Raw genomic sequence first — 12586 nt, 5'->3', positions numbered from 1 at the left:
CGAAAAAAGGAGCCTGGTATGGGTGTTCAGCCTCCCATCCTCTGGTACTCCAAATCCCTCACGCCTCCCCCACTGATCCTCAGCAACACCGCAGGCTGCAGCACGCAATGCCATCGGTCCGGCCGCTCCAGTGCGCCGAGCTGCACCAGGCGCACCAGGCTGCGCGCGATGGTCTCGCGCGTGGTGGCCAGCAGGGCGGCCAGTGCGCCCTGGCTGGGCAGGCGCACCAGCAGGCTCGACTGCAGCGACGCCAGCTGCATGAGCGTGGCGGCCAGCTGGCGCAGCACGCCGGGGATGCGCACGATGCGTGCCCATTCGGCCAGCAGGGCGTTGTTGTGGGTGTAGCTGGTGGCCAGTGCGCGCACGAAGTCGGCATCGACCAGGCCGCGGCGTGTGATGGTGGGGATGTCCACGCAGCAGATGCGGCCGGGGCCCAGCGCCTCGAAGTGCATGGCCGAGGGCTGCTGCAGCCAGCCCGGGCTGCCCAGCGCATGGCCGTTGCCGAACAGTGCCACGGGCCGTGCCACGCCGTCGGCGCCCTGGCGCATGGCCAGTACGAAGCCGATCTTGATCACCTGGAATTCATGGGCGACGCTGCCCTGCGCCTGAAGCCTGTGCCCCTTGGCCAGGCCGCGTTCCCGGATATGCGGCAGCCATTGGCGGAATGCGGGCTCGGGCAATTGGCCCAGCAGGCAATGGGACGAACGCATGCATTCGCTGCAGCGAACCGCTGAAGGCGTGGAGGACGACGATGGCATGGCACGCAGGCTAGGATGCGCCGCAGCCTGGGCGGGCAGAAAGCCACCCAGGGCACCGGCAATGGACCCGGGCGGCGCGCCCCGGGAGAAGCCGTGCAGGCTAGCGGGCTATGCCGTTGAATGCAACATGATGTAACGCGTTTCGTGCGGGATGGCGGCCATCTGCCGCTGTTTCTTGACCTGGGTCAGACGGCTGCGGTGCTGTCGGCGTTGTTGGCGCTGCTGTCACTGCTGCCGCTGCCGTCACTGCTGTCACTGCCGTGGGTGCGGGCCGCCTCGCGCATGCGTGCCAGTTCGCGTGCGGGCAAAGGGATGTCGCCGCCGGCGACCTTCATCAGCAGGCAGTGCAGCATTTCGGTGGACAGGCCGTGCAGCACCAGGCGGTGGCCGGCGCGCAGGGTGGACAGGGGCACCAGCGGGTGCTTGTTGTTGAGCATGACCAGGTGCTCGGGCGAGGCGAGGATCTTGGCCGCATAGATGGCCACGGTTTCGTCCAGCTGCAGCGAGTTGCTGGCGCGCCAGAAGTCGTTGTCGGTCAGCAGCAGCTGGTAGACGGGCGTGTAGACCTCGATGGCGCTTTGCAGGTCCAGCAGGTTCAGGCGGCCGCGCGGCATGTCCTCCAGGCGCAGGGGCGGGTTGCGCAGCATGGCGAAGTCGGGCTCGGCCACGGGCTGCAGTTCCTGGCCTGCGGCGCGCAGCGCGTTGTTCAGGCGGATGACGAAGTTGAACAGGTTCAGGTCGTGCCTGAGGAACAGGTCGTCCTTGATGTCGTCGATGCTGCCCGGCTCCAGCGGCGTGGTGGCCACGGGCGTGGGCGCGTTGGCCGCGACAAAGGCCAGGATCTGCGAGCCCAGGTGGAAATGGCGCAGGATGAGCCAGTTGGCCTCGGGCGAGACGAAGCGGTTCATGCTGAAGGCCAGCAGCCTGTGCAGCAGCCTGGAGTGCGCCCAGTTGCGCGGCAGCAGCACCTTGAGGATCTGGATGAGCACGATGCTGGTGCGTGCCAGCGGCCGCAGGAAGGGCAGCAGGTACTGGCGCGAGCCGCTGCTGCAGTCGCGCAGCCAGGCGGCCTTGACGTCGTCGGGCAGCGGCGTGCTCTGGTCCAGGTACAGCGCACGCCAGGGGCTGGGGTCGCGCTCGTCGTGGGGCGGTTCGATGAAGTCTGGGGGTTGCATCAGTGCTCCTCGGGCAGGACATGCTCGAACTGCATCAGGTACAGCGCCGCCGTGTGGCGCGCGGTGCGCACGATGGCCTGCGCCGCCGTGCCCCCGCTGCCGCCTGTGCCGTCCAGCGCCATCACCATCTGCACGGCCATGAGCCAGCGCTCCAGGTGGTGTTCGTCGTTGGCGCCGTGGTATTCCAGGAAGCGGAAGGCATCGGGCGGCAGCGGCAGGCTGGCGCGCAGCAGCGGCAGCAGGCTGGGCACGATGCGCTGGCCCGTGCCCTCGATGATGTAGATGGCGCCCAGCAGGCCGATCGGATTGGGCGTGGCGGCCAGGCCGTGCAGGTAGGCGTTGAGCGCCTCGCCGCCGGGGTTGCGGCGCAGGCGTGTGAGATCGGTCTCGGTGCCGCCGGCCTTGAGGTAGTCCTCGTGCAGGATGCGGAAGTCGTTCTGCTCCTCGCCCGCATGCACGTCGATCAGTGCGGCCAGCGCCGCGTGCTCGCCGGTCAGCGAGGCCGCGCCCTCGCGCATCCACAGGCTGCCCTCGCGCACCTGGGGAACCCAGTGGCTCATCCAACGCACGTAGTCGGCGGTCTGCAGCCTGCCTGTGCGTATGCGCTGCAGCAGCGGCGTGCGCCACACGCGCGAGCGGTAGTCCTGCCAGAGGCTGGCCAGCTCGGTCAGCAGCGGTGCCAGCGCGGCCGGCGCCTGGTCCGGGTCATGGGGCGGGGCGATGGTGGAGGCATCGGGCAGCAGGTCCGGAGCAGCGGGAGCTTCGGCGGTGGCACTGCGTGCTGCGGCCGTGGCCCGGGTGGCGGTGGGAGCCTGGGCCGCATCCTCCACTTCCAGCAGCATGTAGCCGGCCGTGAAGCGGCCCGATTCGGGAATGAAGCACAGCACGGTGTCGCCGTGCTTCAGGCGCGCCGATTGCGTGCGCAGGAACTCGGACAGCATCACGAAGATGGAGGCCGCGCCCGTGTTGCCGCGCCAGGCCAGGTTGCTCCACCAGCGCTCGCGCGGGATGCCGAGCTGGGCCTTGCCCAGCAACTCATCGACCACGGGGATGAAGCGCTCGGACGAGTAGTGGCACAGGAAATGGTCGATGCCGCGCCCGGGCACCCAGCCCGTGTGGGCCAGGTGGGCGTATTCGTGGATGCAGACATCGAACAGGTGCGGCAGCAGGCGGATGTCCTGGCGCAGCGACAGCGCGCCTGCGGCCTCGGCATCGCCCCAGGCGGCAAAGTCCAGGTGGCTGGTGGCACGGTCGGGCGTCAGGCCCAGCTGCATGCAGACCGGGTAGTCGCCCGCAAAGCTGCGCAGGTGCGTCCAGCACAGCTTCAGGCGCAGGCCGGGTGCATGGGGCAGGGCCTGCGGGCCGCCCAGCAGCACGGCGCCTGCGCCATCGGACAGCATCCAGCGCAGGAAGTGGGCGTCGAAATCCGTGTCGTATCCCTGGGCCGCGAAGCGCGAGCGCTTGAACAGGCGCGAGGGCATTTCGCTGGCCACGGCCAGGGCCAGCGAGTCGGGCGCGCGGTCCACGGCCTGGGCCGCTGCCTGCAGCGCGCCCACGCTGGCGGCGCAGACGCCGTGCACGGACAGGGTCTCCATGGGCGGCGCGGCCATCTCTCCCTGGATCATGTTGGCAAAGCCGGGCATGAGGGCATCGCCGCCCGAGGAGCCGCTGGCCAGGAAGCCGACATCGCCCAGCGCACGCCCGGCCTGTGCCAGGCAGTCATGGATGGCCTGGGCGGCCATGGCCGTGTTGCTGTGGACGGTGCGGCCTTCGGCGTCTATGGCGTAGTGGCGCTGGACAATGCCGTTCTCGGCCAGGATGCGGCGCTTGAGGCGCTCGGACAGGCGGTTGAGCGGCGCCACGTAGGCATCCATGCCTGCGTTGTCCACGGGTTCACCGGGCAGGAACATGCCTGCGGCATGCAGATAGACATTGGAATAGGCGACGGGCATGGGTTCAGGGTCGTATCAGTCGTATGTTCCGGGAGGCATTTGCGCACGCGTGCGCGCCGGCGGCCAGACCGTGCCGAGCACGAAGACGCGGGCCATGTAGGGTAGCAGTCCGCCTTCGTTGAGCGCAGGGGCCACGCGCTGGCGGTAGTGTTCGCTGTGCAGGCGCGTGAGCTCGGACCAGTGGGCCTGGGGCCGCTCGTGGTGGGCCGTGTGCAGGCCGATGTTGAACAGCAGCGGATTGACCCAGCCCTCGAAATTGCGCGCGTAGTTCAGTGGCGTGGCGCTGTCCAGCCGCTGGCCGCGCGTCAGCGGCCGGCCATCGGCATGGGCGTGCTGCAGGTAGTTGGTGGCCAGCAGCCAGTGCAGGCCATGCAGCTGGGGAACGATCACCAGCAGCAAGGCCTTTTGCCAATCCAGCGACAGCAGCAGCGCCCAGCTGCCCAGCCACAGCAGGTACTGGCCCATGCAGTAGCGGAAGGCGCCGGGCCAGTGCCGGCGCAGCTGTCCCAGCCAGCGCAGGAACAGCGGGTACAGCACCCAGCCGGCCTGCAGTGGGTGGAGCAGGTAGCCCAGCAGATGGTTGTGGTCGCCGCCGAAGCGGTAGGTGCGTGCCATGTCGCGCGGGCCATGGCGGAAGCGGTGGTGGTTGGCCACATGGGCGGGCCAGAACACAAAGGTCGGGTGGCCCTGCAGCAGGGTCAGCCAGTAGTCCGTGAAGCGATTGGTCCAGCGCCCGCGCCACATGCGCAAATGCGTGTGGTTGTGGTGGATGACGCCCACGCCCAGCGTGAGGAACAGTTCGATCCCGTAGAGCCACAGGTTCCAGCCATGCCGCCACTGCCACCACACGATCAGCGGCAGCGCCACCAGATAGGCCAGCGACTGCAGGTCGCGCCAGTGGCGCAGCCGGGGCAGCCGTGGCTGGATGTGGCGGGCGGTCGGTCGGCTCATTCAGTCCTGGGCCGGGCCGTGGGGGGCAGTGCCACGCGCGTGCGCATCAGCCGGTCCATGAAGGCCAGCGCAAAGCCGTAGTTGCCATTGGGCCGGGCATGGTGCAGATGGTGGCGCCGGCTGGCGGCCAGCGCATGCGTGTCGGACACCCCGGGGAAGAAGTCGTAGTTGGAGTGGCCTATGACGTTGAGCAGCAGGCTGAGTACCGGCACCGAGGCCAGCGACCAGAAACTGAAGTCATGCACCACCATGGGCAGCAGGATGACGTTGCCCAGCATCAGCGCCTCGATGGGATGGAAGCTGTAGGTGGACCACGGCGTGGTGACGATGGAGCGGTGGTGGTCACCATGAAAGCGCCCCAGCAGCCGCGTGTGCAGCAGGCGGTGGTTGATCCAGAAGTGCACATCGTTCCAGATCAGCAGCACCACGATTTCGATGGCGATGCGCCAGGGGCCTGCATCGGGCTCCAGCCGCGCCCAGCCCAGTTGCAGAAGGCCCCAGGGCACGATCATGCCGATGCCGAAGATCAGCACCGAATGCAGCGACTGGCGCCATTCGCGGCGCAACTGGTCGGGCTTGAGCGGGCGCGTGTCCAGCACGCGGCCCGTGCCGCGCCGCTGCAGCCAGCGCGTGAGCGCCGTCATGCCCCAGCCGCCGGCCGTGTACAGCACGCCGAAGAAGAGCAGGCCCCAGGCCATGACCTGCCAGGCGTTGAGTTCGGTGAAGGCTTGGGCAGCGGTCATGGCAGTGTGATCGAGCACGTCATTGCGCGTGGATTCCCTGTTCGCGGATGATGCGGCCCAGTGCCGTCACGTCCTGGCGTATGCGCAGGGCCAGGCCCTCGGGCGAGCTGCCGACAGCCTGCCAGCCCTGGGCGGCCAGGCGTGCACGCATCTCGGGCGAGCGCACGATCTCGCCCACCGCCTCGGCCAGCTTCTGCACATGGGCGGCGGGCATGGCCTTGGGCGCGGCCACGGCGTTCCAGATCTCCAGATCGAAATCCCCCACGCCCAGCTCCTTGAGGCTGGGCAGTCCCGGCGCCAGCGGGCTGCGCGCGGCCGAGGTCACGGCCACGCCGCGCAGCTTGCCGGCCTGCACCTGGGCCATGGCCAGTGCGGGCGGCAGCATGGACAGCTGCAGGTCGCCCCCCTGGATGGCGTTGAACACCTGCGGATAGCCGGGGTAGGGGATGTGTTCGGGCCTGAGCGCGGAGCGGCTCTTGAGCAGCTCCATGCCCAGGTGGCCCACCGTGCCCACGCCTGGGGAACCGTAGCTCCAGCGGCTGCCAGCCTGGGCAGCGGCCTCCAGGAAGGCGCGGCCCTCGGGCGCGCCGGCCGGAGCCACCAGCACCAGGGGCGCCACGCCGATCAGGCTGACGGGCTGCAGATCCTTCACAGGGTCGTAGCGCACAGCGGGGTTGAGCAGGCGGGCAATCGTCAGGTTGCCGTTGATCATCACGCTGAAGGTATGGCCGTCGCGCGCACGGGCCACCTGCTCGCCCGCGATGTTGCCGCCTGCGCCCACCCTGTTCTCGACGATGACGGGCTGGCCCAGGCGCTTTTCCAGCGGCTCCGCCAGGGCGCGCGCCGTGAGGTCGGGGGAGGAGCCGGCGGGAAAGCCGACGATCAGGTGCAGCGGCTTGCTGGGCCAGTCGTCGCCCGCCACGGCAGCGCAAGGCAGCAGGGCCGAGGCCAGGGCGGTGGCCAAGGCATTGGCGAAGAGGCGGCGTAATGGCGAGATGGCGCTGGCGGGCATGGGGGCGTGTGGGCCGCAAAGGCTGCGGGCAATAAAAAACCCGGAGATTATCCGGGTTTGTCTTGAAGCGGCTTGTCAGCCCAGGCCGTCAGGCCATCAGGCGAATTCGGCCAGGGCCTTCTTCATCTTCTTCATGGCAGCCACCTCGATCTGGCGGATGCGCTCGGCGCTCACGCCGTAGACGGCGGCCAGCTCATGCAGCGTCATGCCGCCCGAGCCGTCGTCGTTGACCTTGAGCCAGCGCTCCTCGACGATGCGGCGGCTGCGGTCATCCAGCGACTCCAGCGCCATGGCAATGCCGTCGGTGGCCAGATGGTCACGCTGGCGCGACTCGATCATGGCCGTGGGTTCGTGTGCGCCATCGGCCAGGTAGGCGATGGGGCCGAAGGCCTGTTCGCCATCGTCGCCGGGCGAGGGATCCAGCAGCACGTCGCCACCGGCCAGGCGCGTTTCCATCTCCATGACTTCTTCGCGCTTGACGTTGAGCTTCTCGGCCACGGCGTCGATCTCGCCCGAGGTCAGCGTATCGCGCAGCATGGCGCCGTCCTCGGCCATGGCGGCATCGGACTTCAGGCCCTGCTTCATGGAGCGCAGGTTGAAGAACAGCTTGCGCTGGGCCTTGGTCGTGGCGACCTTGACCATGCGCCAGTTCTTGAGGATGTACTCGTGGATCTCGGCCTTGATCCAGTGCATGGCGTAGCTCACCAGGCGCACGTTCTGATCGGGGTCGAAGCGCTTGACGGCCTTCATCAGGCCCACGTTGCCTTCCTGGATCAGGTCGCCGTGCGGCAGGCCGTAGCCCAGGTACTGGCGCGAGATGGAAACCACCAGGCGCAGGTGGGACATCACCAGACGCCCTGCGGCGTCCAGATCGCTGTGTTCTTTGAGCTTGCGGGCATAGTCCTGCTCTTCCTCGAGGGTGAGCATGGGCAGGCGGTTGACCGCGGAAATGTAGGCATCCAGATTGCCCAGAGGCGGCACCAGGGCCCAGGGGTTAGCGGGTGCCAAGGTGGTCGCAATGGAGCCGGAGGCGTTTGTCATTGCAGAGTTCCTTTCTTCCATTCCTTCATATTAGCACTCGTTATGACCGAGTGCTAAAGCCAAAGTTCCGTGGGTTTTTCAGACGGTTGCACTCATTTTTGGAGTGCCAAAAGTCGTTTGTGCCTAGTCTGAGCGATTTTTGGAAACCCTGCTTGCCAGCGGTGGGCGCATATTGCCGGGAGAGCATTACAGTTTTTCCAGCAGGCTTTCAATCTGCCGGCCCAGTTGCAGCAGGCCGGCTGCAGCTTCGCCGCTGGATACCACCGTGCCGGGCTTGCCGCAACCGTCATCCACCAGGCCCTGCGGGGCGCGCCCGGCAACTGTTCTCCAGCATCTGGGATGCTTGAGCGGCCGAGCTGCCTCGCGGGTCTCGCGGCCTGACGGCGCTGCATCGCCTGTGGCTTGCCGCCCGGCCTTCAGCAGGCCTGTGACAGCTGCTCCAGGATCGCCGGGTTCTCCAGGGTGGAGGTGTCCTGCACGATGGGCTCGCCGCGTGCAATGCTGCGCAGCAATCGCCGCATGATCTTGCCGCTGCGGGTCTTGGGCAGGTTGTCCCCGAACCGGATGTCCCTGGGCTTGGCGATCGGCCCGATCTCCTTGGCCACCCACTCCCGCAGCAGCCTGGCGATGTCGGCCGCCTCGGCGCCGCTGGGCCGCGAACGCTTGAGGACGACGAAGGCGCATATGGCCTCTCCCGTCGTGTCGTCGGGCCGGCCCACGACGGCGGCCTCCGCCACCAGGTCGGTCATGGCCACCAGGGCGGACTCGATCTCCATCGTGCCCATGCGGTGGCCGCTGACGTTCAGCACATCGTCGATGCGGCCGGTGATGGTGAAGTAGCCGGTGCGCGCATCGCGGACCGCGCCGTCTCCCGCCAGGTAGTAGCGGCCCTTGAACTCTTCGGGAAAGTAGCTGGCGACAAACCGCTCGGGATGGCCCCAGATGTTCCTGATCATGGAGGGCCAGGGGCGCTTGATCACCAGGATGCCGCTGTCGCCCCAGGGCAGCTCGTTGCCGGCCTCGTCCACCACGGCGGCGGCAATGCCCGGGAAGGGCAGCGTGCAGGAGCCCGGCACCAGTTCCGTGGCGCCGGGCAGCGGCGTGATCATGTGCCCGCCCGTCTCCGTCTGCCAGAACGTATCGACGATGGGGCAGCGGCCCCCGCCCACCTGCTCGTGGTACCAGTGCCAGGCGGCGGGATTGATCGGCTCGCCCACGGACCCCAGGATGCGCAGGCTGCCCAGGTCGTAGCGCGCGGGATGCACCTGCGCATCGGCGTCGGCGGCCTTGATCAGCGAGCGAATGGCCGTGGGCGCCGTGTAGAAGACCGTCACCCCGTGGGCCTCGATCATTTTCCAGAAGCGTCCCGCGTCCGGGTAGGTGGGCACGCCCTCGAACACCACCTGGGTGGCGCCCAGCGCCAGCGGGCCGTAGGCGATATAGGTATGGCCGGTCACCCATCCGATGTCCGCCGTACACCAGAAGACATCGCAGGGCTGGAGGTCGAAGGTCCAGGCGCAGGTCACGGCGGCATGCAGCAGATAGCCTCCCGTGGCGTGCTGGACGCCCTTGGGGGTTCCGGTGGAGCCCGAGGTGTAGAGCAGGAACAGCGGATGCTCGGCCTGCACCCATTCCGGTTCGCAGACATCGCTCCGGGCTGCGGTGATTTCGTCGAGCCACAGGTCCCGGGGCTGGTGCATGGCGATGGCGCCGCCCGTGCGCCGTGCCACCAGCACGTGGCGGACCTGCTCGCAGCCGGGCTGGGCCAGGGCCTCGTCCACGATGCTCTTGAGGGGCAATTGCCGTCCTCCCCGCACTTGCTGGTCTGCCGTGATGACGGCGCAGGCCCCCGTGTCCGCGATGCGGTCGCGCAGCGCCGTGGCGGAGAAGCCGCCGAACACCACGCAGTGAATGGCGCCTATGCGTGCGCAGGCCTGCATGGCGGCCACGCCGTCGATCGACATGGCCATGTAGATGACGACGCGGTCGCCCTTGCCGACACCCAGGCTGCGCAGGGCGTTGGCCAGGCGATTGACCCGCACAAGAAGCTGCGCATAGGTCACCTGCGTCACCGCGCCGTCATCGGCTTCGAAGATGAGGGCCGTGCGCTCGCCCAGCCCCCGCTGGATGTTGCGCTCCAGGCAGTTCCAGCTGGCGTTGAGCGTGCCGTCATTGAACCATTCGTAGAACGGGGCGCGGCTTTCATCGAGCACGCGTGTGAACGGGCGCTTCCACGCGACGAACTCGCGTGCGAGCCGGCCCCAGAACGCCTGCGGGTCGGCGTCCGCCTCCGCGACGAGCCGGTCGTAGGCGGCGCGCCCGCTCACGCGCGCATTTCGGGCCAGCTCTGCAGATGGGGGATAGGACGGTGCAAGGGACGGTGCAAGGTCTTGGCTCATGGTGGTTGTCTCCTGGGTCTAGAAATCAAGGGGGTCACGAAACCGGCGCAGAGCCTCAGTCGCAAAGGCTCAGGCGCAAGGCCCCGGGGCGTCAGTCCCCGCAGTGCCGGCCTATCCAGCCGGCAATGGCTGCCGCGCTGCGGAAGTCGTCGCAGGAGCGGGCCGGAATGTCCGGATGGCGCTGGTTCCACAGGCGTGCCAGCGCCTGGCCGGGGCCGATTTCCAGCACGCACCGCACCTGGCGAGCGGCAATGCTGTCCATGCAGTCGTCCCAGTGCACCGTGCCCGCTATCTGCTCGGACAGGGCCGTGCGGGCGCCTGCGGCGTCACGCACGCGCCGGGCCGTGTTGCTGAACAGCGCCACGGCGGGCGCGTGCACGGCCGCCTGGCCCAGGTCCTGTGCGAAGGCCTGGGCGGCCTGGCGCATCCACGGGGTGTGGGACGCCACCTGCACGCGCAGACGGGTGGCATGCGCGCCCTGGCGGGCCGCCAGCGCCTGCGCCTGCTCCAGCGCCGCATGGGGGCCGCCCAGGATGAGGTTCTCGGTGCCGTTGCGTATGGCCACGGCCAGCCCGGTCGTCTCCAGCAGGGCGGCCATGCGTGCGGGCGGCAGGCCGCTGACGGCCAGCAGCCCGCCGCCGGGCATTTGCTGGGCGCAGCGGTCCATGGCCGCCGCGCGGCGCGCGGCCAGGGCAACGATGTCGCAGGCATCCAGCGCGCTCGCGGCACCGAATGCGGGCAGTTCCCCCACGCTGTAGCCCGCCACGGCCGAAGGCGCGGGCAGTTGCGGGGACAGCTGCATCCACGCGGCCATGGCCAGGCCCGCCAGCAGGGGCTGGGCCACGGCGTTGGACTCGGTCCACGGCGCATCGGCCAACCTGTCGCGCCAGTGCGCAACCTGCAGCTGTTCGCAGACTGCCTGTGTCCATGCATCGTCCGCCAGCCAGGGAAGCATGGCGGGATGCTGCGTACCCTGGCCCGAAAACAGCAGTGCAAAGCTCATGGCCGCCCGCAGACACGCAGCACCCAGCAGGCCGCCGCCAGGGTATCGGCCGCGCCGCCCGGCGAAAGGCGGCGCGCCACGAAATCGTCGCAAATGGCCTGCGCCCTGGACAGGCCGTCGTGATGCGCGCAGCCGCCTGCCTGGAGAAAGCGCCGCGCGGCATCCTGGCCATGGCGCAGCCCCTGCATGCCCGCGCGGTGGGCGAGGTTGCAGTCGTCCAGCACCGCCATGATGTGGAACAGGGCCTCCAGCCGCGCCAAGGGAGCGGGCAGCCCGCTGGCATGCGCTCTGGCCAGCGCCGGCACGGCGGTGTCGAACAGGACGGGAAAACCCAGGGCAGCCTCCTGCGATGCGCCCCGCAGGCCGTGGCGGCGCGCGGCGATGCCGCCGGGCAGGGCGGAGGTCCGCAGGCTGCGCTGCTGCAGCGCATCCCCCCAGTGGCGGCACAGGGCCTCGCGCAGCCACGCGGGGCCGGGAATGCAGGCCTGCTCGGCCAGCACCGCGCCGCCGGCCGCGCACAGCAGGCCCAGCATGAAGACGGCGCCACGGTGGGTGTTGATGCCGCCGGTGGCGGCCAGCATGCGCTGCTCCGCCTCGATGCCCAGGCGCTCCAGCACGGGAAACGATGCGCCCTGGCTACCCGCCTGGGCCATTTTGGGGAAGTAGCTGCGCAGCGCGAACAGGCTGCGCATGAAGCTGTGGGCATCCATGTCGTCATGGCTGCCGCGGTCCACCAGGGTCACCAGGCCGGGCTTGGGTGTCAGCGACAGTTCGTCGTAGAGGGCCAGCGTGGCCGCGCGGCCGATATGCCCGGTCGATGGCAAGGCCCGGGCCGGGTGGAGAAGGGCAGGTTTCATGCAGGAACTCCAGGCGCCGCAGCCGACGCACACCATTCATGGTCTTCACGCAGTGCCACCCCGTGCAGGCCCTTGACCAGGGCCGATCGCACCCTGCCTGCACGCCAGGTGGCCCATTCGCGCCAGGCCACGGCCCAGCCGCCGGGAAACACCAGCTCGGCATCCACGCGCGGGCCTTCCTGCGGCATGGCCTGCAGCAGGGCGGCCAGCCGATCGCCCTGTTCGGCACCATCGACCGGCACCCAGAGGTCGATGTCCGAGCCGGGCCGCAGATAGGGCAGGCCCGTGAGGCACTGCCACCCGTGGCTGCCGAAGACAAAGCCCGTCGCCCCGGCCGTGTGCAATCGCTGCTGCAAGGAGTCCAGCGCCTGCCGCAGGGCGTCGGACACCGCCAGGGGCGAGGCTATCAGCTCGTCCAGCGAGGGAAATTCGCGGGTGCCGATGGCCGCGCCGCGCGCCACATCGAAGCCCATGCGCCGCCGCTGCCAGCGCCCGGGCGCAGGCAGGCCCAGCGCCATCCGGCCGGCGCCGGCGTGGTCGGCCGACTGCCGCGCGACCACCAGCGGCAGTGCATGGTCGCGCCAGTGCGTGAGGATCTCGCGCGCCTGCGCATCCCAGGGGCGTTCCAGCAGGTCCGCCCAGGCCTGCGGGCCCAGGTCCACCAGCTGGTGGCGGTGCAGGGTGTCCAGCATGCT

At 69.2% G+C, this 12586-nt stretch carries 11 protein-coding genes; all 11 read right to left on the bottom strand.

The features are described from left to right. Window positions 1-26: 26 nt before the first annotated feature. A complete protein-coding gene (locus tag ACFPFG_RS12460) occupies window positions 27-710 on the bottom strand; it encodes a Crp/Fnr family transcriptional regulator (RefSeq protein WP_183019114.1) in 684 nt (227 codons plus the stop codon). 233 nt (window positions 711-943) lie between these two features. Further along, window positions 944-1933 (bottom strand): DUF6999 family protein, encoded by a 990-nt coding sequence (locus ACFPFG_RS12455; protein WP_380106801.1) that lies wholly within the window; start codon window positions 1931-1933, stop codon window positions 944-946. Continuing rightward, window positions 1933-3885: a 3-oxoacyl-[acyl-carrier-protein] synthase III C-terminal domain-containing protein gene (locus ACFPFG_RS12450; RefSeq protein WP_380106799.1), complete on the bottom strand. Its 1953-nt coding sequence runs from the start codon at window positions 3883-3885 to the stop codon at window positions 1933-1935. The genes ACFPFG_RS12455 and ACFPFG_RS12450 overlap by 1 nt, the downstream gene beginning before the upstream one ends. A 15-nt stretch (window positions 3886-3900) precedes the next feature. Further along, complete coding sequence (locus ACFPFG_RS12445) at window positions 3901-4836, bottom strand: fatty acid desaturase (RefSeq protein WP_380106797.1); 936 nt, start codon at window positions 4834-4836, stop codon at window positions 3901-3903. Next, the gene (locus ACFPFG_RS12440) at window positions 4833-5579 is read right to left on the bottom strand and encodes a sterol desaturase family protein (protein ID WP_380106795.1); all 747 of its coding nucleotides are present in this window, start codon (window positions 5577-5579) and stop codon (window positions 4833-4835) included. The genes ACFPFG_RS12445 and ACFPFG_RS12440 overlap by 4 nt, the downstream gene beginning before the upstream one ends. Before the next feature lie 19 nt (window positions 5580-5598). After that, entirely contained in the window at window positions 5599-6591 is a 993-nt protein-coding gene (locus ACFPFG_RS12435; protein ID WP_183019119.1) for a Bug family tripartite tricarboxylate transporter substrate binding protein, read from the bottom strand. A 96-nt stretch (window positions 6592-6687) separates the two neighbouring features. Next, complete coding sequence (gene rpoH / locus ACFPFG_RS12430) at window positions 6688-7632, bottom strand: RNA polymerase sigma factor RpoH (protein WP_183019120.1); 945 nt, start codon at window positions 7630-7632, stop codon at window positions 6688-6690. Window positions 7633-8048: 416 nt separating this feature from the next. After that, window positions 8049-10031, bottom strand: coding sequence for an acetate--CoA ligase (gene acs / locus ACFPFG_RS12425; protein ID WP_380106793.1), 1983 nt, complete (start codon window positions 10029-10031; stop codon window positions 8049-8051). A 91-nt stretch (window positions 10032-10122) separates the two neighbouring features. Next, a complete protein-coding gene (locus ACFPFG_RS12420) occupies window positions 10123-11034 on the bottom strand; it encodes an acyltransferase domain-containing protein (protein WP_380106791.1) in 912 nt (303 codons plus the stop codon). Beyond that, complete coding sequence (mdcB, locus tag ACFPFG_RS12415; protein WP_312377315.1) at window positions 11031-11891, bottom strand: triphosphoribosyl-dephospho-CoA synthase MdcB; 861 nt, start codon at window positions 11889-11891, stop codon at window positions 11031-11033. The genes ACFPFG_RS12420 and mdcB overlap by 4 nt, the downstream gene beginning before the upstream one ends. Further along, on the bottom strand, window positions 11888-12583 hold the full coding sequence (gene mdcG, locus ACFPFG_RS12410; RefSeq protein WP_380106788.1) for a malonate decarboxylase holo-[acyl-carrier-protein] synthase: 696 nt from the start codon (window positions 12581-12583) through the stop codon (window positions 11888-11890). Before mdcG ends, mdcB begins: the two co-directional genes overlap by 4 nt. Window positions 12584-12586: the final 3 nt, after the last annotated feature.

It is taken from the genome of Delftia deserti (genome assembly GCF_042653485.1).
Taxonomy (GTDB): domain Bacteria; phylum Pseudomonadota; class Gammaproteobacteria; order Burkholderiales; family Burkholderiaceae_C; genus Comamonas; species Comamonas acidovorans.
Note: the sequence above shows the minus strand (reverse complement) of the source record. Positions and strands in the feature narration are given on the sequence as shown.

Bases quoted from the DNA above. Each gene is read 5' to 3' on its own strand.
- ACFPFG_RS12460 (WP_183019114.1), bottom strand. From the start codon at position 710: ATGCGTTCGTCCCATTGCCTGCTGGGCCAATTGCCCGAGCCCGCATTC.
- ACFPFG_RS12455 (WP_380106801.1), bottom strand. From the start codon at position 1,933: ATGCAACCCCCAGACTTCATCGAACCGCCCCACGACGAGCGCGACCCC.
- ACFPFG_RS12450 (WP_380106799.1), bottom strand. From the start codon at position 3,885: ATGCCCGTCGCCTATTCCAATGTCTATCTGCATGCCGCAGGCATGTTC.
- ACFPFG_RS12445 (WP_380106797.1), bottom strand. From the start codon at position 4,836: ATGAGCCGACCGACCGCCCGCCACATCCAGCCACGGCTGCCCCGGCTG.
- ACFPFG_RS12440 (WP_380106795.1), bottom strand. From the start codon at position 5,579: ATGACCGCTGCCCAAGCCTTCACCGAACTCAACGCCTGGCAGGTCATG.
- ACFPFG_RS12435 (WP_183019119.1), bottom strand. From the start codon at position 6,591: ATGCCCGCCAGCGCCATCTCGCCATTACGCCGCCTCTTCGCCAATGCC.
- rpoH (WP_183019120.1), bottom strand. From the start codon at position 7,632: ATGACAAACGCCTCCGGCTCCATTGCGACCACCTTGGCACCCGCTAAC.
- acs (WP_380106793.1), bottom strand. From the start codon at position 10,031: ATGAGCCAAGACCTTGCACCGTCCCTTGCACCGTCCTATCCCCCATCT.
- ACFPFG_RS12420 (WP_380106791.1), bottom strand. From the start codon at position 11,034: ATGAGCTTTGCACTGCTGTTTTCGGGCCAGGGTACGCAGCATCCCGCC.
- mdcB (WP_312377315.1), bottom strand. From the start codon at position 11,891: ATGAAACCTGCCCTTCTCCACCCGGCCCGGGCCTTGCCATCGACCGGG.
- mdcG (WP_380106788.1), bottom strand. From the start codon at position 12,583: ATGCTGGACACCCTGCACCGCCACCAGCTGGTGGACCTGGGCCCGCAG.